The 18,276-nt window shown below is 70.1% G+C and carries 21 protein-coding genes; 7 read left to right on the top strand and 14 right to left on the bottom strand.

Annotated elements, in window-relative coordinates:
• Positions 1–13 precede the first annotated feature (13 nt).
• The 9 genes from ACFY0D_RS25985 to ACFY0D_RS25945 all read right to left on the bottom strand — a co-directional run bounded on the left by ACFY0D_RS25985 (position 14) and on the right by ACFY0D_RS25945 (position 8,364).
• Entirely contained in the window at positions 14–442 is a 429-nt protein-coding gene (locus ACFY0D_RS25985) for an NUDIX domain-containing protein (RefSeq protein ID WP_390800461.1), read from the bottom strand.
• Positions 443–906: 464 nt separating this feature from the next.
• Positions 907–1,680 (bottom strand): glycosyltransferase family 2 protein, encoded by a 774-nt coding sequence (locus tag ACFY0D_RS25980; RefSeq protein ID WP_390800460.1) that lies wholly within the window; start codon positions 1,678–1,680, stop codon positions 907–909.
• A 216-nt stretch (positions 1,681–1,896) separates the two neighbouring features.
• Positions 1,897–2,196 carry an NIPSNAP family protein gene (locus ACFY0D_RS25975; protein WP_390800459.1) on the bottom strand — a complete coding sequence of 100 codons (300 nt, stop codon included), beginning with the start codon at positions 2,194–2,196 and terminating at the stop codon, positions 1,897–1,899.
• 111 nt (positions 2,197–2,307) lie between these two features.
• Positions 2,308–3,081, bottom strand: a complete 774-nt coding sequence (locus ACFY0D_RS25970; protein ID WP_390800458.1) for a nucleotidyltransferase domain-containing protein — start codon at positions 3,079–3,081, stop codon at positions 2,308–2,310.
• Positions 3,082–3,296: 215 nt separating this feature from the next.
• Positions 3,297–3,833 (bottom strand): NUDIX domain-containing protein, encoded by a 537-nt coding sequence (locus ACFY0D_RS25965; protein WP_390800457.1) that lies wholly within the window; start codon positions 3,831–3,833, stop codon positions 3,297–3,299.
• A 330-nt stretch (positions 3,834–4,163) separates the two neighbouring features.
• A complete protein-coding gene (locus ACFY0D_RS25960) occupies positions 4,164–4,664 on the bottom strand; it encodes a DUF6624 domain-containing protein (RefSeq protein WP_390800456.1) in 501 nt (166 codons plus the stop codon).
• A gap of 455 nt (positions 4,665–5,119) precedes the next feature.
• Positions 5,120–6,886, bottom strand: coding sequence for a hypothetical protein (locus ACFY0D_RS25955; protein WP_390800455.1), 1,767 nt, complete (start codon positions 6,884–6,886; stop codon positions 5,120–5,122).
• 756 nt (positions 6,887–7,642) lie between these two features.
• Positions 7,643–7,786: a hypothetical protein gene (locus ACFY0D_RS25950; protein ID WP_390800454.1), complete on the bottom strand. Its 144-nt coding sequence runs from the start codon at positions 7,784–7,786 to the stop codon at positions 7,643–7,645.
• Positions 7,783–8,364, bottom strand: a complete 582-nt coding sequence (locus tag ACFY0D_RS25945; RefSeq protein WP_390800453.1) for a hypothetical protein — start codon at positions 8,362–8,364, stop codon at positions 7,783–7,785. Before ACFY0D_RS25945 ends, ACFY0D_RS25950 begins: the two co-directional genes overlap by 4 nt.
• Before the next feature lie 235 nt (positions 8,365–8,599).
• Between ACFY0D_RS25945 and ACFY0D_RS25940 the strand changes: the two genes are divergently transcribed.
• The 4 genes from ACFY0D_RS25940 to ACFY0D_RS25925 all read left to right on the top strand — a co-directional run bounded on the left by ACFY0D_RS25940 (position 8,600) and on the right by ACFY0D_RS25925 (position 11,778).
• On the top strand, positions 8,600–9,889 hold the full coding sequence (locus ACFY0D_RS25940; RefSeq protein WP_390800452.1) for a hypothetical protein: 1,290 nt from the start codon (positions 8,600–8,602) through the stop codon (positions 9,887–9,889).
• Between the two features lie 20 nt (positions 9,890–9,909).
• Complete coding sequence (locus ACFY0D_RS25935) at positions 9,910–10,458, top strand: GNAT family N-acetyltransferase (RefSeq protein ID WP_390800451.1); 549 nt, start codon at positions 9,910–9,912, stop codon at positions 10,456–10,458.
• A gap of 17 nt (positions 10,459–10,475) precedes the next feature.
• The gene (locus tag ACFY0D_RS25930; protein ID WP_390800450.1) at positions 10,476–10,955 is read left to right on the top strand and encodes a gamma-glutamylcyclotransferase family protein; all 480 of its coding nucleotides are present in this window, start codon (positions 10,476–10,478) and stop codon (positions 10,953–10,955) included.
• Between the two features lie 187 nt (positions 10,956–11,142).
• Positions 11,143–11,778, top strand: coding sequence for a DUF6879 family protein (locus ACFY0D_RS25925; RefSeq protein WP_390800449.1), 636 nt, complete (start codon positions 11,143–11,145; stop codon positions 11,776–11,778).
• Positions 11,779–11,921: 143 nt separating this feature from the next.
• On the opposite strand, the gene ACFY0D_RS25920 is transcribed toward ACFY0D_RS25925, so the two are convergent.
• Together ACFY0D_RS25920 and ACFY0D_RS25915 are read right to left on the bottom strand one after the other, a co-directional pair.
• Positions 11,922–12,455, bottom strand: coding sequence for an NUDIX hydrolase (locus ACFY0D_RS25920; RefSeq protein WP_390800448.1), 534 nt, complete (start codon positions 12,453–12,455; stop codon positions 11,922–11,924).
• Positions 12,456–12,513: 58 nt separating this feature from the next.
• Entirely contained in the window at positions 12,514–13,464 is a 951-nt protein-coding gene (locus ACFY0D_RS25915; RefSeq protein WP_390800447.1) for an NAD-dependent epimerase/dehydratase family protein, read from the bottom strand.
• Positions 13,465–14,124: 660 nt separating this feature from the next.
• Between ACFY0D_RS25915 and ACFY0D_RS25910 the strand changes: the two genes are divergently transcribed.
• From ACFY0D_RS25910 to ACFY0D_RS25900, 3 genes are all read left to right on the top strand, one after another.
• A complete protein-coding gene (locus ACFY0D_RS25910) occupies positions 14,125–14,616 on the top strand; it encodes an NUDIX domain-containing protein (RefSeq protein WP_390800446.1) in 492 nt (163 codons plus the stop codon).
• A gap of 47 nt (positions 14,617–14,663) precedes the next feature.
• The gene (locus ACFY0D_RS25905) at positions 14,664–15,158 is read left to right on the top strand and encodes an NUDIX domain-containing protein (RefSeq protein WP_390800445.1); all 495 of its coding nucleotides are present in this window, start codon (positions 14,664–14,666) and stop codon (positions 15,156–15,158) included.
• A gap of 128 nt (positions 15,159–15,286) precedes the next feature.
• Positions 15,287–15,832 carry a GNAT family N-acetyltransferase gene (locus tag ACFY0D_RS25900; RefSeq protein ID WP_390800444.1) on the top strand — a complete coding sequence of 182 codons (546 nt, stop codon included), beginning with the start codon at positions 15,287–15,289 and terminating at the stop codon, positions 15,830–15,832.
• Positions 15,833–15,947: 115 nt separating this feature from the next.
• Here the strand turns inward: ACFY0D_RS25900 and ACFY0D_RS25895 are convergent, their stop codons facing one another.
• From ACFY0D_RS25895 to ACFY0D_RS25885, 3 genes are all read right to left on the bottom strand, one after another.
• The gene (locus ACFY0D_RS25895) at positions 15,948–16,775 is read right to left on the bottom strand and encodes a class I SAM-dependent methyltransferase (protein WP_390800443.1); all 828 of its coding nucleotides are present in this window, start codon (positions 16,773–16,775) and stop codon (positions 15,948–15,950) included.
• Positions 16,776–17,467: 692 nt separating this feature from the next.
• The gene (locus tag ACFY0D_RS25890) at positions 17,468–17,680 is read right to left on the bottom strand and encodes a hypothetical protein (RefSeq protein ID WP_390800442.1); all 213 of its coding nucleotides are present in this window, start codon (positions 17,678–17,680) and stop codon (positions 17,468–17,470) included.
• A gap of 150 nt (positions 17,681–17,830) precedes the next feature.
• Positions 17,831–18,142, bottom strand: a complete 312-nt coding sequence (locus ACFY0D_RS25885; RefSeq protein WP_390800441.1) for a helix-turn-helix domain-containing protein — start codon at positions 18,140–18,142, stop codon at positions 17,831–17,833.
• Positions 18,143–18,276 lie beyond the last annotated feature (134 nt).

Here is an 18,276-nt window from a genome sequence, read left to right as displayed (position 1 = left end):
GCTGACCTGCGGGTCATAGCCCGATGGCCGCCTTGGGCCCCATGTACGTGCCGGCCCCGGGGAAGCCGTCCTGGCACAAGGCCATGAACGTCTCGCTGAACCCCAGGCCGGGCAGCTCGGTGAGCTTCACGAACTCGACCTGCCGGATCGGACGCGTATCCGCGCCCTCCGTGACGGCCCCGATCTGTCCGCCGACCCGGCGGGCCTCGAAGGTGATGTGAACAACGTGAGCCCGTGTCACGTCGCACACGTACAGCAGACGGCCGACCTCGACCTCGACGCCGGTCTCCTCCAGCATCTCCCGCCGCAACGCCTCTTCCAGGGTTTCCCCGGGCTCGACCTTGCCCCCCGGCAGGCTCCACGACCGATCTCCGTCGGTGTCCTGGTCCAGCAGCAGGATCTGGCCGTCCTCGATGACGATGCCCGTCACGCGTGCATGCATCCGCCGACGCTATCGCCTGACGCCTCCGTCCAGGGGGCACACCGGTGAATGCACGACCGGCCACGGCAGTGGTGATCGCCGCCGGTGGGCTGGGCACGCGGGGAGCCGGATGGTCGCCGTTCCTGCCCAAGGAGTTCAGGCCGGTCGGGGGACGACCCGGCCTCCTGCAGGAGCGCCGAAGACCGTGTGGAAACTTCCTGACACCACAGCCGAACCTCCCGGCCGGTGAACCATCCCGCCGCCTCCGGCGTCCGGCGGGCGTCCTCGACGGTCCTGCACGGCCGGGAGACACTCCACAGCGGTCAGGAGACCGTCCCGGTCAGTTGTTCCTGCGCGCAAGGGCCGGCGACGGCTCGGCCGCGTAGCCGGCCGACGGCACCGGTGACCCACCGATTCCGCCCCCGGGCGGGCCCCGGTCCGGCACCCCCGGAAACCGTCGCGCACGGGCTCCCCGGACCCGGGCACTAGATGCGCGAGTTGCGCAGCGACTGCCACACAGCGCCGGCCAGCGCCCGCGTCGCCCGGGGGACCGACAGATGCTCGTGCTCGCGGTACAGGGCCCAGTTGTATTGCACGAGCGACAGCTTGTTGGACGACAGAGATCCCGCCTGGTGGGCCCTGTACACCGCGAGCGGCTCAGCCAGGCCCCGGGCGTCGGCGCCGTCCCGCATGATCGACAGCCAGAGGGCGTAGTCCTGGCGCTTGCGCATCTCCGGCATCAGCCTCGTGCCCAGGGCATTGCGGTCGTACATGGCGGTGAGAGCACCGATGTGGTCTTGGACCAGCATCGCGCGGTAGTCCACGTGCTCCCGCGCACGGAGCACCCGCCCGTTCGGGACCCAGTCGGTGCTCTCGCCGTCGTAGTCGGCGTCCATCTTGAAGTACGAGGTGAACGTCAAAGGCGCATCGCCTTCCGCGGCGAAGGCGAGCTGCTTCTCGGTCTTCTCCGGCAGCCACATGTCGTCGCTGTCGAGAAAGGCGATGTAGTCCCCGCGAGCCCGTTCGATCGCGAGGTTGCGGGCCCGGCCCGCACCACCCTGTTCGGGGGCCGACTCCGGCAGGACACGCTTGTCCTGCGCGGCGAACTCGCGGAGCAGGTCCATGGAGCCATCGGAGGACTGGTCGTCGGTGACGAGCAGCTCCAGGTCGCTGTGGGTCTGTGTGAGCACCGATCGGACGGCTGCGCCGAGGGTGGCTGCCGAGTTGTACACGGGCATCACGACAGACACCAGGGGCACAGTGCTTCTCCTTGCCGGACCAGGAACGACGGTCCATTCAAGCACCGCAAACGGGCAGGAGCTGCCATCCGGATAGTTGTCGCTGGTCAGGGCTACGCAGGGCTTGGAGATGGGACGGGACTTCCACCGGCGCAAGGCCCTGACCAAGGCGGCTCTCGAACGCGCGCCGATACGACATCACTGCCACCGGCCGCCACCTGCCGTTGACGGGGCCGATCAGAAGTGCTCTTCCACGGTCCGTTCCTCGGTCCTGAGGAGGTAGTCGTCCGGATCGAGGTTCATGGCCTTGCGCGCCGGCGACGCCCAGTAGAGGGCGTTGCGCGCGGTGAAGCTCTCGGATCCCTCGTAGGAGATCAGCCACAGGAACTGATTCCGATCCCGGTCCACCCAGGCCCCGCCGATCGTGAACCCCAGCGCGAGTCTTAGCGGAACGACCTCTTCCCGCCAGCGCTGCACCCACTCGTCGAGCAGTCCGTCCCGCACGGTGTACGTACGCAACTGCACGGTCTTCCCCATCACGACCTCCCCGGTCGACGAGCCTGCCGAGCAGGTGTCGCAGGTCTGCTCGGTTGCCCTAACAGGTGGCTACGATCGGCGCAGCGCGGGCGTGCGGCCATCGATCCGCTCTCACAGGGGCTTCCCGAGCGGCCCGGAGGGCCGGCGCTCGGCAGCAGTGCGCCAGGTTCGGGTGTAGCCCTCGCGGAGGGGGCCGCCTGCGAGGGTGAGGATCTCCGCAGCGGCGTCTGAGAGGTCTTCCGGCGTGCCGCTCTCGCAGAGGCGCCGGTAGCCGTCGAGGAGCGCTCCGCCGCGCTCGGGGTCGGCCTGCAGCAGGCGGCGGGGCAGCCATTTGCCGCCGCCCACCCATGCCCGGCGGTGGTCGAAGAGGAGGTCGGCGGCGATGCCGAGGACGACGCCTGCCACGGCGAGGCGCTCGACGGCCTCCGATGCGTCGGCCAGGTCGTCCAGCGCATCGGTGAGCGCATAGCGCCGGCTCTCGACAGTGGCGGGATCCAGGGCGCCTGGGCCCTCGCGGAGCGCGTCCTCGGCGTGCCGCTTGATGCCGGCGGCCGCTCCATCCCGTTCGAAGAGGACCAAGCCCTCGGCGTACATGCGCTGCATGATGCCGCGGCGGGAGGCCGTGTCGGCGGCGAAGAGCTCGTCGAGGCCGGCCCGCGTGTGCACGAACAGCTCGACCAGCCGTCCCTCGAAGCGGAGGGTCTCCCGGCGCGTCTCGCCGCCCTCCTTGATCAGGACCGCAAGGTCCAGGTCGCTGGTGGCAGTGACACGGCCGGAGGCGATGGAGCCCGCGAGGACCACGCTCAGCGCGTCGGGGAAGTAATCGGCGGCGAGGCGCCGTGCCTGGTCGACGGGACCGGTCGGATCATCAGCGTGACTGTGCATGCCCGTAAGGCTGGCACGCCCATCAAGGCCGGCGCGACGGGGTTTCGGCCGGCCGGTGCGAGTCCCGCCCTTCCGGACCGTGCCTGCTCTGCGACGCCGACCTGCGGCGAGCCTTCGGACTCGCGTCAGTCGCCGTCCTCCGCCTCGGTTCTCTCCGGCAACCGCTGGACCGGTACGCGTCGTCGGCCCTGCACGAGACGACACCTGAAGCCCGGCTAAAGCCACCCTCTGAGCGAGACCTGAGGCTGCCCGCTGCCGAGGTAGGCGAGAAGAGCGCTGCGGGTGCTGGGGACGAATTCCGCCGGCAGGTCATCGGTTCCTGCCCACCGGACCTGGGAGTGCTTGCGAGGCTCGCGGTTTTCGGGCCGGCCGCTCCAGTCGTGGGTGGCGAAGACGACGGTGAGGAAGCCGCCTGGGGCTTCGACGCCCCGGGCGCCGTGGATGATGTGGGCGACCTTGAGAGCCTCTGATTTCACGACGAGGCCGGTTTCCTCGTAGAGCTCGCGGACCGCGGTTTCGGTGATCGGCTCACCGGGCTCGCTCTTGCCGGAGGGGAGATCCCACAGGCTCTGCCCGAACTTGGCCTCCTTGCTGCGCTGCAGGAGGACGATGCGACTGGTGGCGGTGTCGTGGACGATGACAGCCGCGACCAACAGGGTCATCGAGTCGCGCGCCGGCCCGGGAGCTTGGGTGCGGTGGTCGGTCGGCTGAGGCACGGGGTTGTTCCCTTCGTCGGGCGAGCCGCTGAGCATGTCGGGCGAGAACGCAGAGGTGCGGTGGGCTGGAACAGGGCGCCTGGCAGGTCGCCGGGCTGCCGGATCCGACATCCTTCCCGCCCTGAAGGCCGGGGGTTCCGGGTTCCGGGGTTCCCCCCAGCTTGTCCGGTCGGTCGCGTGCGGGGCCGGATGATGAGCGCTGGTGGCCCGCTCGACGGCGCCCTTGGCGGCGTGCGGCCCAGCGGTCGAGGGGTTCCTCTTCCACGTCGAACCTCCCTGGAGCACGGGCCGCACCTTGACGAAGCCGGACGGCACGGCGCCCGCTCCTGACCGTGGCAGGGGGAGGGGCGCGCAGGACACCGGTCGTCACTCCTGGGCACGCATGCGGCGGTCGTATGCCGCCGACGGCTCCAGACCCATGGCGGCACGTCGGGCATCGAGACCTTCCGGATCGGCCACCGGGTGGAGCCTCAGGCCTGTGCCGTCCGGGCCGCTGACGTACTGCGTCCCGTACACCTGGGGCTCGCCGGCCCCGACCAGACACCTGTCGGTGAGATAGGCGAGATGGCGGTGGGGCGCCTGTCCGGCTTCGACGGCCGCCGTGAGCAACTCCAGGGCACGCCGCTGGAACTGCGGCTCACGATCCGCGTGCTGGGCAAGCAGCCACGCCTCCTCGGCGCCCTCTTCCCCCACCAGGTCGATACCGGGCCACCCGTGCTCCGCGACGACTCCCGTGAGCCACGCGGTGTTGTCCGCGTCGACGCTCAGGAGATCACCGGCCAGACCGGTCTCCTGAGCCGCACGGCGGGCTTCCTGGTCCCTGGCCGCCCGCTGGTGCAGGGCTTCCGCGAGTTCGGATATCACCACGAGGGCCCGCGAACACCGCGCGGATGGCAGAAGGGGCCGAGCCCGCAGATGGCGGCGGTGACCCGGAGGAAGGGATCGGGCATGAGGTTCGTCCTTTGCGGTCCGGTCGGCGAGGAGGAGTGTGAGAGGTGAGGCGTGAGAGGTGAAGCGCCTTCGGCGGCTGCTTCGATGGCCTCGGGCATCGGCCACCACGTGAGTATTCGAGTTGGCTTTTGAAGGCTCCAACCCCTCTGGGCCGGGGGCCAGTCCCTCCGCGAGACAGAGGTGGACGCGGGCGGTGGTGCCAAGAAAATGATGGCGTATGCGCCGAGCGGGCGGGAGATGCTCGCGTCCGCGACGGCTGTCTTCTCCGAAACCACCACCGTGGTGAGCGCAGACGCTGACGAGCCGGCCGTTCGTGCGGGTGAGGCCGGAGACCAGGCGGCCGAGGTGTTCGTCCGAGTGCATGCCTACGCTCATCGCATCCGGCCAGGCCGAGGAGGAGGTGGGGCGGGGCAACGGTGAGCTCCCGCAGCCCGCCGGTTTCCGGCCTGCATGTCCTTGGCCTCCTGCCCTTCCTGCAGGTCCGGCTGGCGGTCCCCGGACGGCTGGATGTCTGCGAGGGACGGCCGGCCGATCATCTCCCGGCCGGTCCGTTCGCGTGCAGCGGCTTGGGCGTCGTGCCCCGGTTCGGTGGTGGTCTTGTGCCGGATCCCCGCGCGGACGGCCGCAGCACACTCCCGGACGTCGGCGGCGAGGCGGGGCGCCCGTTCAGCGCCGACGGCATCGGGGCAGCAGTCACGGCAGATGCCGTCGGCGGGAGGCACGCCGGCGCCGGGGCGGTCGCACGTCGCGCAGGCCCACGTCACCTCGTAGATCGCGGTGGCCCGGTCCCGGAAGCTCAGCGGGGTTCCGCGCCGGTCCGCGTATCGCTCGCGGCAGATCGGGCAGTTCGCTCCGGCCGGCCAGGTGCGGCCGTCCTCGCACGTCGGCGAGGGACACGGGGAGTTCCGCAGGCCCCGCCTGGTGATCCAGGCGTACGGGTCGGTGACGTGCCGGCCGGCGAGATGCCGGTGGACGCGGTCGGCGATGCGGTCGATGTCGCCTCCGGCTTCGGCCACGGCCTTCTCGACGGCCTTGGAGGCGAGGACGTACTGGCTGGAGGACAGCTGCAGCGGCAGCAGCCGGAGCACGCGGTACGCGGTGGCCGAGATCGTGGCGGCGCACTTGTGCTGCGTTTCCGGCGAAGCCGCTACGGGCCCGGCCACCGCCACCGCCGGCGGATGCGGTGCGGCGTCCGGGTCGTCCGCACGGCCGCGCGCCACTACCTGCAGCGCCCTTCGGGCGGAACCACCGTGTGCCTCGCCTGCCTGATCCAAAGGAGCCGGTTCAAAGGAGCGCCTCTTCCGTGCAGCCGTATCGCGGGGGTTCGCCGCAGCCGGACCGAGGGCCTTTCCTGCAGCCGGACCGAGGGGGTTTCGCGGCCATGCGAAGCCGTCGAAGAGCGTCATCTGATCCGGTCCGGCGCCGGGGTGCGGGGCTTCCTCCGCGGGCTCCGGCGGCGTGCTCTTGACCTGGCGAGGCTGCGGGAACAGGGGGAGCTGTGTCATGCGGAACACGGGGACGTCGTGAGCCTGATAGCGGGTCTCATGGCCCCGTCCGCCGCCTTCCTGGGTCTTGCTGACCCAGCCTTCGGCGAGGAGGTCGAGGAGGGCCTGGCGGACCGTCTCGCGGGTGATCCCCAGCCCTTGTGTGATCTCCTTCGCTGCCGGACAGGTTTCGAAGTCGTTCTCCATGCGCACAAACGCGTAGACCTTGAACCGGTTGGCGGAAAGGACGGTGAGGGCATGGGAGGAGACCGTGGCGCACTTCTCGTCCTTCCCGGTCGGCTTGACCCACCGGGTCTTCGTGGCGCGGTGCGTCCGGGTCGAGCGGACGACCGCGCCCGCGCCGCCGTTCCTGCGGTCCTCCAGCTCTGCGAACGCGGACTGCACGGTGACCGGGTGGAGGCCGAGCTGTTCGGCGATGGTCTTGTCGGCGGCGAAGCAACCGCGCCGGTCCATTTCTCCACGGGCGGCCCGGCCGTAGTCGTCGGCGAGGGTGGCCACGCGGATGGTGTCGCCGGTGAACCGGGTCAGCCACGAGGCGGGGAAGCGCGTCACGAGCGAGCGCACGGTTCCTTCACGCTGCCTGCGCGCGATCCTCTGGTACGGGGCCGGCACGGCCAGGGCTGCGGCGCTCATCAGGACACCGCCGGACGGCGCGCCGTGGGTCCGCCGAACGGAGCACCGGGGATTCCGGGATATCCCGGAGTATCCCCGCAGGTCGCGGTCCTCGACGACGGGGGAGCGGGGCATTCCGGCGAGATTCGCAAGGGCCGAAGTGGCCCGTGGTCTCGCGAGGGATTGGCAGCCTGTGCCAGGATGGGCACCGCACCAAGGCGGGGCCCCATTGATTTCGTCATCGGGGTTCCGGGTTCTTGTCGTGAAGAACCGAAGGCCGTCAAGGAGTTCGCAGCTCCTAGCGGTCACTGGCCTGCGGGTCGCGGAATCTCGGTGCCAGAAGCCCTCCCAGAATCCAAGCTGGTGGGGGCTTCGTCGTTTCCGGGTTCGGCCGGAAGAACCGCTATGGCGGCATCAGATGGAACGGTGCGCCGCTGCGCACCCGCTGAGCACATCCCAGCGGGAAACGCCGGGACGTAGGGGAATGCGCGGGGAGCGAGCGCGAGTGTGAGAGTGAGCGCGAGGCGCGCGGAGCCGCATCGTCCAGGTAGGCGGTGGTGATCGCCTCGACGCCGCAGCCGCAGAATCGGCCCGCAGGGAGGACGAGCAGGGGGAGTTGGAGGATTCTCATCATGATGTCCCGGCCGGCCAGTGCCGCGTCGGCAAGCCGGGCCCTGTACCACTCGCGGTCGGCGGACGCGTATGCCGGGCTGATCACCGGGGAGGCCGGGGAGGCCAGGGAGGGGTGGGCGGGGTGGGCGGAGCGGCGCTGCCGGTTCACTCCGGTACCTCCGGCAGCCCTTCCGGCGGAACGACCAGCACCGCTTCGGTGACGATCGCCGGTGCGGGAGCCATCGTCGGCCATGGGCCGCCGACCGGGTCGTCAGGGCTGCGGGCCAGCCGCTCGGAGGGTGCGGTCATCCCGTCCCCTTCGGGGTGCTCAAGGCTGCCCGGACGGTGCCTGCGACCCTGCGGAGGGGCCTGGGCTCGCCCTCCGCCGTCAGCACGGCGCGGGCTTCCGCGAGACAGCGGGCCAGCGCCGGCGGGCTCGTCAGCAGAGGGCCATCTCCGATCATCTGACCGGGGTCGGGAGGCTCCAGCCATTGCGCGGGCAGGCAGCCTCGCTGCGGAAGCGGCGCAGGGACCTGGAGGGTGTGGCCCTGGCCGAGACACAGCGGCCGGGGTGCCCGTTCGGGCCAGTGGGCTGTGACCTCGCTCCACCGGCTTGCTGTACCGCAAGGAACCAACACGGCGGCGCTGCCCAGGAACGGGTAGGCGATGGCCGGGCCGACGGGCTGCCCGTAGGACCGAAGGATCGAGATGGCCGTTACCACCAGCGTTCTGTCGGCCAGCACGGCGTCGAAGGTGACGCCGGTCCGCAAACGCCGAAGGAGGAGGGGATGCCGGCTCCAGCGTTCGAGGCTCGTGTCCGGCTGTCGTGTGGCTTCGGCGAGCCAGGTCGCGAGGTGGTCGCGCGTGCCCGCACGCGTGCGAGTCATCCGGTCCTCCCCCCCTCCGCAGCCATCGGACGCATCGTGAGCGCCATGACCCAGTGCAACGAAGGCCGAAGACGGTGAACAGGTCCTTTCCCCGGAATTCCGACTGCCCTTCACCCGCCCTTTGCCGGAACTTTCGGCCCACACCCCTCTCTCACCAGGCCGTTTGCCGATGACCCCTCACAAGGCGGCCCGCGACCTATTACGGTGAACACACATCCAGAGGGCAAGGACTTCCATGAGCGAGATGCAGCGGTTACGCGAGGCAGGCAACCGCACGCAGCAGCAGGTGGTCGACGACCTCAACGACCTGGCCAGGCGCCTGTTCGCTCAGGGCCGTGTACGCAGGACGCCTACCTTCACGGTCCGGCAGTACAGCAAATGGGAGGGATCCGCCCCTCCATGGCCGCACCCTGACACCAGGACGGTCCTCGGCGTCTACTGGAAGCAACCCCTGGAAGCGCTCGGACTCCGACCGCGCGGAGGCCCCGTCGCCCAGGTCTCCCTGACCGTCCCGATGCTGACCGCGGGCCCTGGGCCGACCCTGTTGTCCTCCCTGGAAGACCAGATGCCGCCCTGGATGGCGGAGACCGTTTCCGCTGCTGTCAGCGCAACCGAGTGGCGCATCGGCGAGGCCGAGGTCGAACTGCTGCGGGCGGCTGCGCAGGACATGGACGCCATCGACCAGCAATTCGGCGGCGCCAAGCTGTGGCGGCTGACACAGGCGAATCTGCATTGGGCACACCACATGATCGACCGGGGTCTCTACGACGACGCTTTGGGCCGCGAGCTGCACACCGTTACGGGCATGCTCACGACGAGCCTCGGCTGGTACTGCTACGACGCCGGCCTCCAGGTGCAGGCGCGCGCGCACTTCGCCGAGGCCTGGAACGCTGCGAACTTCACAGACGATGACGTGCTGGCGAGCCGCACCCTGAGCAACATGTGCCGGCAGGCCGTCGACCTGAACAAGGGCCGGGAAGCGGTGCGCTTCGCCCAGTTGGCACAGACCCACGCCAAGCAGTGGCGGGCGCCCCACCGGGTCGCTGCCCTGCTGGCGATCCGCGAGGCGCAGGGGCATGCGCGGCTCGGAGACGGGCTCAACTCCGAGAAGGCGATCCGGCAGGCATGGCGGAGCTGGTACCGGGGAGAGAGCGACCGCGACCCGGACTGGACCGGCTTCCTCAACGAGGCCGAGCTCACATGCCTGGAAGGCATGTGCCGCCTCGACCTCGGCCAAGCCGCCCGTGCGCAGAGGCTCCTGGCGCGCTCCGAGACCCTTCAGGATGTCGCTCACTCCCGAAACCGGGGCATCTGCCTGGGATACCTCTCCATCGCGGCGTTGAGCGGTGGCGACATCGACCACAGCGTCGCCGCCACCACCGAGGCCCTCCGCCTCATCGAGAGCGGCATGTCTTCCACCAGGGCGGTCAATCAGTTGAAGATCGTTCACGACAAGCTGGCCCCTCACCACCGCAGCAGCGGAGTGGGGGACCTGCTCGAACAGATCCGCGCGAAGGCTGCGTGAAGAACAAAGGAGTGCACAACGTGGATGTGGTTTTCCAGCGTCACGACGGCCCGGGAGCCAAGGCCATCACGTACGAGCTGGTCGAGGTGTACGGACAGGTGTACGCCGGGCCGCCGTACGCCGGCGACCCGTTCTTCTCGCCAAGCTCCTTCCGCGACCGCCTGGAGGCCGCGTTCGACACCGAAGGATTCGAGACCGTCACCGCACACATGGACGGCAGGATCATCGGCTACGTGCACGGCGCCACCCTGCCGGCCGACAAGCCGTGGTGGGTCTCCCTCGGCGACCGCCGCCCCGCGGACCTCGTCGGCCTCGCCGACGCCGGTCGGATCTTCTGGCTCAGAGAGCTGATGGTCCTTCCCGGGCTGCAGAACCGCGGACTTGGACGCCAGATCCACGACACGGTCATCGCCGGGCGCTCCGAGACGGTCACGGCCCTGACGTGCATCATCGACAACCAGCCCGCACACGACGCCTACTTGCGGTGGGGGTACGAAATCATGGGCCGGATTCGCCACGCCGACGATTCGCCTCTCTACGACGCGATGTTCCTGACCTCAGGCCGCTGATGGAGGCCGCACCGACCATGCAGGGGCTCACCACCCACCGGATTGCCCGCAGGCCGGCACGCTCCGCACGGCTTTCTCCGGGCGACATGCTCTTCTGCTATGGCACGCTCCGGTTCGACGCCGTCCTGCACGCCCTGCTGTCCCGGGTTCCCGAGCGGCAGCCGGATTCGGCACCAGGCTGGCGCACCGCGGCGCTGGCCGGCCGGCAGTACCCCGGTCTGGTCGCGGCTGCCGACGCGGTGGCTCCCGGACTGCTGCTCAACGACCTCACGCTCACGGACTGGGACATTCTCGACGCCTTCGAGGACACGCTCTACGACCTGCGGGAGGTCACGCTGGTATCAGGGCGCCGGGCGTGGGCGTACATCTGGACGGAGGGCGAGGTCCTTCCTCACGACTGGGACGCAGCGCTGTTCGAGGCAGAGGATCTTGCGGAGTACGCGGCCCGGTGCGCCCGGATCGCTCCAGCCCTGGCCGCGGGCGGCGTGACGCCGTAGACGGCTGGGCGCCCAGCGCTTCGTCGTCCTCGCGGCCGCCGGGCAGATCGAGCGTCGCGGTCCGCGGGCCCGCCGTTGGTCGTGGCTCAGCGGATGCTCGCCATGCCTCGCCGTGCCTCGACATTCGGCTGCGGCGTCCTGCACGATTGCCCACAGACGGAAGCCCTGGGTTGGAGAGGTGATGGAGATGCCCCGTAAGCCGGCGACGTCCCGGATGTTCGACGAGCTGGCGGGCGCGCCGGGTGAACGATTGCTCGGCGACGCCTATCGGGCGGATTTCGACGAACACTTCTGGCGGATCGGTGATCCGGGGTTCTGGAAGCTGGAGCGCCTCCAGGATTTCCAGGAGCCCACGGACGACAGCTGGGTCGCCTTCTCAGAGGGGAAGTGGCCGCAGGCTCTCGCCCTGCTGGAGAGCCGCCGCGAGGAACTCACCCGGCACTACGCCAAGCTTCGGGCCCACGGGTTCGAGACCTGGCGGATCCGGGTGGTGGAGGAGCCGCTCACCGACTACATGCGGTGGGAACTGCGCCTGCTTCTCCTGCGGGACGAACTCGGCGGCCACACTCGGGTGATCGACGCCGGGCGGGTCCGCTCGTACGAGGAGGACGGCGTACTTCCCGAGTTGATCACGCTGGGCGAAGACGTGGTGTACCGCCTGCTCTACGACGAGAACGGGCTCCAGGAGGGTGCCGTCCGCCATACAGGACGTGATCTGGTCCTGCGCTGTCAGGAGTTCGTGCAACGGCTCTACAGCGACGGCGAGGGCATCAGGGAGTACCTCGCCCGCGAGGAGATCCCGTCAGGGCGAGAACGCCGCTGATGACACGCTCGTGCCACGAGAGGGCGAGCCCGATCGGACGGGCCATGACCGGGCTGCTGACCGGCTGTTGTACGGCACCGTCGCGGGGTGCCGGCCGCGGTCGCCTTCGAGGCACGTCGACCCGCGGTGCCTTCCCTGCCAGGTCAGCGAACCCCTTCGTCCATGAGGACGTAGAGCAGGCCGACGAGGGAGCCGCTGCTGACGATCTCGCGGCGGTCGATCATGCCCCGGATGTTCGCCAGGGGGATCCACTCGATCCGGTCCGACTCGTTCTTCTCGGTCGGCGGCCCGTCGTACGTCGCGCCGTCCGCGCGGAACAGGTGGTGCTGGGAGTCCGTGATGCCGTTCGCCGGTTCGGCGTAGATCAGCGGCTTCATCGGGCCCGGACGCCAGCCGGTCTCTTCGAGGACTTCACGGGCGGCAGCCTCGCCGGGGGTCTCGTCCGCTTCCACCAGGCCCATGGGCAGCTCCCATGCCCAGGCGTCCGTGATGAAGCGGTGGCGCCACATCATCAGGACCTCTTGGCGGTCGTTGATCACGGCGGCCACGGCCAGGTGGCGGAGCTTGACGACGTGGTGTTCCCAGCGGTGCCCGTCCGGCGTTTCGATGTCGGTGAGCCACAGGTTCACCCACTCGTTCTCGTAGACCGGACGCTCCCCGTGGATCTTCCACTGCACTGCGGCCCCTCTCGATCGGTTTTCAGCGATCCATGCCGTACGCGACTTCCGGAGAGCGTCAAGGACGCTGGAACAAGCCCTGACCACGGCTGCCGGAAACGACCGACCAGGCATCGGCGACCAAACGTTCAAGGCTGGACTGTACGGGCGTCCATCCCAGGTCAGTTGTGATCCTGGAGATGTCGGCGACCAGCCGAGGCGGCTCGGGCTGCGGCGGGCGGTGCACTACGGGCACCGGCCTTCCCGTTACCCGTTCGACCGTGGCCACGATCTCGCGCATGCTCGCTGCCGTGGCACCCACGTTGTAGACGCGGTACGGGGCTGATGTGCCGGCCTCAAGGGCCAGCGTGAAAGCGCGCGCCAAGTCGTCGACGTGTACGAAGTCCCGGACCGCGTCGCCGTCACCGTTCATCTCAAGGTGCGGGTAGCGGCCGGCCGCCACCGCGACGGCCTTCGGGATGATCCGGCTCTCATCCGCGTCCCCCACCCCGGACACGGCCCCCGAGACGTTGAAACAGCGCAGGCTGACGGCCTTGACCGCGCCGGCCTCCGCCCTGGCCCGGAGCGCATCGTCGGCGGCGAGCTTCGACACCCCGTACGGATTGCCCGGCGCGGGCACGGTGTCTTCGCCGATGGGCTGTCGCACGGGGGCTCCGTAGACGGCCGCCGTGGACCCCAGGACGACCCTCGGAGCCGGACTCGGCGAGACGGCGGCCAGCACGTCAAGCAGTACCGCCGTGCCGCCGGCGTTCACCTCCTGATACTCCTCCGGTCGGTCGAACGATTCACGGACCCGGGTCAGCGCCGCGAGGTGGCACACACCCTCGACACCGTCGAGCGCCGCCGCAAGGGCTTTCCCGTCCCGGATGTCACCGCGGAAGGTCTCGAAAACCGGCAGCTCCGGGAGGGGAACGTCAGCCGGCCGGTGCGTGAGCGCCACGACCTCGTGGCCTGCCTCGGAGAGCCGTCGTACCACCGCATTGCCCACGAATCCGTAGGCGCCGGTCACAAGTACGCGCACTGCCCCACCTCTCAGCCCAGGACGAGCCCGCGGTGCCGCCGCGCCAGGTCGGGGCACGCGGCGGCAGCGGACGCCGCGCGTTCATTGTCCAGCAGGCATCGGGTGTCGGGTGGGTGAACTCGACACCGGCACTCCTGCGATCGGCCGGGCCGGCCAGGACAGGGCCCCTCAGAGTTCCGAGAGATCATGTCGGAGAAGTCGAGAAGAGGACGGGCGCTACGCGCACCTTCGACTACGACGACATCGCCGCGGCCACCGCGTCCTGACGAGGGTCGCGGGCGAGGTCCTGGTCGAGTGCGAGGTGCCGACGATGGTCGGCACGGGGATGCCCGGGATTCGCACGCTAACGTGACGGGCATGAGCTGCTTACCCAGCCTCTTTACGCCCCGGGAACCGGAACCGCTGGACGTGCGGTTCCTCTTGGGAGGCCAAGCGCCCGACCTCGCGAACGCCTACGAGGCCACCTGTCCGTACGTTCTGCGCGTCGGCAACCTGATCACCGCCCCCCAGGCCGACCCGGCGAAAAGCTGCCGGGCGGCACCCTGCGCATGCCGCTGGGTGCGACCAAGTGTGGACGCTGCCGCCCTGCCGCCCGCTCGTATGGCGGGGTGTCGGCACGAACCCTGTACCAGCCTCGAAGGGAATCCGATGCCCCCCAAGACCGCACCGTCCGGCCGAACGTACGCATCCCACTACGCCGACGTCCACGTGCTCGTACGCCGCGGCGATCACCTCCTGGTAGGGCGGCGCTCTGATCAGCAGCGGGTGTTCCCCGGCTGCTACCAGGTCCCCGCCGGACTGATGGAAGAGGGCGAGGCCGCCAGCTCGGCCGCAGCCCGCGAGCTGCGCGAGGAGACCGGCCTCGACATCCCGGCCGAGAAGCTGCGGTTCGTGCACCTCATGCACCACGTCTCGACCCATACCACCCGCACCGAGCGCCTGGCGTTCTTCTTCGAGGCCGACGACCCGGGCAGCGACGTCGTCAACACCGAGCCCGAGAAGTGCGACGGCTGGGACTGGCACCAGGCCGACGGGATCCCCCAGCCCACCGCCCCATATCTCGCGCTCGCGCTCCGGCACATCGCCGACGGCACCTCTTACAGCGAATTCGCCTGGACCGTCAGCGACACCGAGCGGTGACCGCCGGCCAGTACGAGACCCAGGACGAGACCCAGGAGGAGACCGCAATGACTCACCTGCCCCGCTTGCGCCCCGCAGGCAGCGCCCTCGTCGTCAAGAACGACCACGTGCTGATGGTCACGGGTGACTACCCCTGGCCCGGCTGCTGGTCGCTGCCCGGCGGCGGCCAGGAGGTGGGGGAGACCTTGGACGAGTGCGTCGTGCGCGAGCTGCACGAGGAGACCGGAGTCCGCGGCCGCGCCGTCGAGCTGATGCGGATCCGTGAATACCTCCCGGAACGCGACCCCGGCAGCGAGTCCCGGCCGTCCGGGTTCGTCAATCACCGCCTCGACGCGCTGTTCTGGGTCGAGCTCGTCGAAGAGCCCGCGGCGCTCGGCGGACACCACCTCGACGACTCCCAGACCGGCGTCGAGTGGGTGCCCCTCGTCAAGGCCGCGGAACTCCTGATGGTGCCCGCCACCATGCCCGCCGAGCTGGCGGACATGGTCCGCACCTACCAGGCGGGAACCTGGAAGTTCCAGTACGTGGGCCACACCCCCTGATCCGCACTCAGCGTGTCCACCAGGCGCTGCGCGACTCTCCCCTTGCCCCGCATGCGTCGAATCTCCAGGAGCGGATCCGGGCCTTCACCCGCACGCCGCTCAAGTCCCTTCCTCGCGAGGAGCCCCCGTTGCCGTACCCCGTCCGACTCTCCGCCGGCAAGGTTGTTCTGCGCGAGTTCGCCCCGTCCGATGTGGATGACGTACTCGCCATCATCGGTGACGACCGCGTCACGGCGTCACTGTCCTTCGACAGTCGCAGCCGCGATGAGGCCGTTGCCATGGTTGACGGCGCTGTATCGCGCGCGAAGCAAGAACCGCGCACTGAGTACTACCTGGCAGTGGCGCCGCAGGGTGATGAGAGCCGCGTCGTCGGGTTCGCCCGGATAGCTTTCGCAGGCGTCCAGGCGGGGAAGCTCGGCTACGCCATCGCAGCGGAGCACTGGGGACGCGGGTACGCGACGGCGGTGTCCCGGGCCTTGGTCTCGTTCGGCTTTGCCCAGCTGGGCCTCCACCGCATCAGCGCGGCCATCGGGCCGGAGAACACCGCGTCCGTCGCCCTGGTGGAGAAGCTCGGCTTCGTACGGGAGGGCGTGCTGCGTGATCACGTCCACACCAACGGGGCCTGGCGGGACAGCATCCTGTACTCCGTCCTCGTCGACGAATGGAGGCCGTGAGCAGTGCACGACCACCCGACCGCCCGCACAGGAGGACCGGCGCGGCACGTACAGCCGTGCATCCCCTGTGCGGTCGGGTTCGATGACGCAAGGGGTGCGCCCTCCCCGGGGGCGGTCAGGTGCGGGCGATGGCGAGGAGGTGGGCGGACATGTCGGTGAGTTCGGGGTGGTCGTCGCCGAGCCGGGCGGCGACGAGCGCGCCGTGTGTCATCGGCGTCCCGGTGAGGTCGGTGCCGGTGTGGCGTTCGATCGCTTTGACCATGGGCCAGCCGGGTCCTTCGATCCCGTAGACGTGGACGTTGCGGAGCCCTGCCTCGGTCAGTTCGTCCGCGAGGCCGGCGGCGGTGTGGAAGTAGGCGATGGTGAAGGCGGTGGTCAGTCCGGTCTGGGGGGCGGGGTGGTAGCCGGTGGCGAGGCGGTGTCGGACGCGGTCGGCGATGCCTTCCTCGCCGAGGGCGCCGGCGGCGGCGTAGTCGAGGAGCGGGGCGTAGCGGCTGATGGCCGCCGCGGCTACGAGCCCGCCGGGGCGTACGGTGCGGCGCGCCTCGGCCAGGGCGGTGAGGCGGTCGGTGCGGGCTTCGAGGTGGTAGAGAGGGCCGAGGAGCAGGGCGGCTTCGAAGACGCCGGCAGGGGCGCTGAGGGTGCGGGCGTCGCCGAGTTCGGTGGTGACGCCGGGGATGGTGGCGGCCTGCTCGATGTGCCCGGGGACGGGGTCGACCAGGTGGACCTCGTAGCCGGCTTCCGTGAGCCAGCGGGCGTGGGCGCCGGGGCCACCGCCGATGTCGGCGATCCTGCCCGGGGGTGGTGGCAGGTGCCGGCGTAGCAGCTCGCGGGTGCGTTCGAGTTCGAGGCGGCCGCTGGCGGAGCTGGTGAGACGGCCGCCCTCGTTGCCGTTGGCGTAGAAGTCAAGGATCTCGGAGTGGACGGGCGGGATCGCGGTCATGGCGGTCGTTCTCCTCTGCAGGCCCGAAGTTTCGAGCAGAGTAGGGCGGTTGGGTGTGTGATCGCCTTCGGGTTTTCGGGCTTGGGCGGTGTCCGGCCGGGGGTGTCGGCGGCCGCTGGGCGGGGCCGCCGACTCCTCCCCAACCGGCGGCCACGTCCTGGGTGGTGAGGTCGGCCCCGACGCGCTTGCCCCACCGCAGCCGGTCGGTGCCCCACTCGGCGGCGAGCGCGTCGAGGAGGAACAGGCCGCGTCCGGACGCGTCGAACGGCGCCGCCTGCTTCGGGATGGCCGGGCCGCCGGGGATCGGTCGATGACCGAGACCTGTACGCGATCCCCGCCCACCCGGACGGCCTTCACGCGGATCGCGCCGCGGCCGTAGTGAGCGTGCAGCCCCTCGCCCTCGGCCGGCCGGGGTTTGGTCGCCTCCAGGTCCGGCTACTGCCCTAAGGGCTGTCCCGTAATCCCCGGTGGATCAGCGCGCGGCGTCAGATGCGGTGCCTCGCAAGGCGGAGGGGCGCCCGCGTACTGGGCGTATTCGGGTGCTCCGACAACGCGGCGAGGTGCCGTAGCCGGCGTCGCGCGCCCGCCGGGGATTACGGGACGGCCCCTTAGGAAGGTCTTCCGCCACTCCAGGGGCGACATGGTCAGGGCAGCCTCCGCGAGGGCCTGCGCTGACGCCGTCTTGAGACTGGTCAACGACGTGTCGATCCAGTCCTGGATAGAACGTAGTTCACGGTCGTGAGTTCGCGCCGGGAACTTCCGGAGATGCCGCCCCCCTCCAGCGGGCGCTCCGTACGCTCCGCCAGGTCGTGCGCCAGCAGACCGGACGCTTGCGGCAGCCACGGGTGGGCCAGCCCGCGGAGCAGCGTGACCGGGTCCCAGCCGGTGAGCTGCCGGTCCCGCATGAACAGGTCGTCGGACTGCGGTAACGGGGTCCCGCCCAGCCAGTAGGCCCAATAGGTGCCCCGGCCTCATGCGCCCGCACGGTCCGCGGTGACCGCACCATCGCCGTCCTCGGGCATGGTGAGTCCGTCCAAGGGCTGAACACCCCCTCTTCAGCAAGGGCCGGTCGGCGCGCGGCCTTGCCTTTCGCGGGAGCCGCCGCGGCCGCGCAGGGGGACGTTCGCGTCGGTGAGGAGCCGGTGGATGGTGCCGTACGAGCGACCCGTTTCCTCGGTGATCTGCCGGATGGAAGCCTGGCGTTCGTCGGTGTAGGCGGCGATGACCGCCAGGTTGAACCTCACCCGGTCCTCTCCGGTCAGGTGCGTGCCCTTGGGCACGCGGGGCAGGCCGAGGACGGGCTCGGCGAGGGCGGACCCCGGGGTTCTCCGGCCGGCCCTGGGACGGTGAGTACGTGTGGAGGACATGGAGCGGCTCCTGGTCAGATGGTTGTTTCGGCGTGCGCGAGGTGCGCCGGCCCTGCTCGGTGTGGAACCGCACGGCGGTTGCAGCGGCGGTGAACGGGGGCAGGGCGGAGGCGATCACGTAGAGGGTGAAGAGG

This window comes from Streptomyces sp. NPDC001502 (assembly GCF_042894785.1).
Lineage (GTDB): Bacteria > Actinomycetota > Actinomycetes > Streptomycetales > Streptomycetaceae > Streptomyces > Streptomyces kutzneri.
Note: the sequence above shows the minus strand (reverse complement) of the source record. Positions and strands in the feature narration are given on the sequence as shown.